The organism is Paracoccus beibuensis (genome assembly GCF_026162625.1).
GTDB classification, from domain to species: domain Bacteria; phylum Pseudomonadota; class Alphaproteobacteria; order Rhodobacterales; family Rhodobacteraceae; genus Paracoccus; species Paracoccus beibuensis.
This window is the reverse complement of the sequence record NZ_JAOTBD010000095.1, coordinates 1-1,275: the sequence shown is the minus strand read 5'-3', so window position 1 is coordinate 1,275 and position 1,275 is coordinate 1. Positions and strand designations below refer to the sequence as shown.

Annotated in this window: 1 protein-coding gene; it reads right to left on the bottom strand. The window is 65.1% G+C overall.

Annotation, left to right across the window (positions count from 1 at the left end; translation table 11 throughout):
* Nucleotides 1–115: 115 nt before the first annotated feature.
* On the bottom strand, nt 116–1,275 hold a 1,160-nt coding region (locus OC159_RS19950), incomplete at its 5' end, for an IS5 family transposase (protein WP_407674167.1).

Below are 1,275 nucleotides of genomic sequence, written 5' to 3'. Positions count from 1 at the left end.
CAGGACGCTGAATTAGTCCCCGATCAGGAACGGCGTTTCTTGGGGTTTCCGGAAGAGGCGCTGGATACCGTGGGTCACCGGCCTGGGACCGGCGGCCGGTTCCCTCCCGCGGGTCTCATGCGGCCAGCAATCGTGGCAGTCGGGCAAGGTTGCAGGCGGCCATCGTCAGGGTGAACTGGGCACCCACTCGTTTGATGCCCCGCAGCATGGTCTGTGCCATCGGCCCGCCCGTCTTGGCCCAACCGAACGGCTCCTCGATCTTCTTGCGACGTTTCAGCGAGACGGCGTAGCCTGGATACCGGGTGGTGCGGCCGTCAATCGCTGAGTAGCGCACCTTCTGCGCCACATGCGGCGTGACGCAGGCCCGGCGCAGGTCCTTCACGAACTCCGCGCAGTCGTAGCCCTTGTCGGCGGCCAACGTCAGCCGTCGGGTCGAGCCCGGCGAATGGCGGTGGATCATGTCGAGGGCGGCGCGCCGCTCGGCATAACCATCCGCTTGCGTCACCTCGGACCCGACGATCAGGCCGCTGCGGTTCTCCATCAGGGTATGGCCGATGAAGCAAAGGCTCGCACCGGTGCCGGGCGACTTCCTGTAGAGCCGCGCCTCGGGGTCGGTTACCGAAGCATGGGTCGCGTTCGATCGCTTCTGGCCGCGAAAGTCGACCTCGGCATTGCGATCCTTGGGCTTTGTGACGGACATCGGGGCGGCCTCGGGGCTGGGGTTGGTTTCAGCGTGGGCATCGGCGGCGGGTGGCGGGCCGTCCGGCCCATCACCGCTTTCGGGAGGGGCGACTTCCGGCTTCGGCTGGAAACTCTTCATCGACGCCCAGGCCTTGACCAGCGTGCCATCGACCGAGAAATGCTCGTCCGACAGCAAGGGTGCCACCTCGCGATGCGCCAGGATCGCTGCGAGGAACTTGCGCGACATCTCTGTCGTCAGCAGCCGGTCGCGGTTCTTCGTGAAGACAGTCGGCACCCAGACCGCATCGTCAATGCCCAGCCCCACGAACCACCGAAACAGCAGGTTATACTGCAGCTGCTCCATCAGCTGCCGCTCGGAGCGCACCGAGAAAAGTATCTGGATCAGGCTGGCCCGGATCAGCCGCTCCGGCGGGATCGAGGGGCGACCAAAGTTCGTGTAGAGCACCTCGAACTCTGCATCGAGACTGGCCAGCGCATCATTCACCACCTGCCGGATCTTGCGCAGCGGGTGCTTCGCAGGAACGCGCTCTTCCAGGTCGACATAGCTGAACAGCGATCCGCTCGTATTGTCCG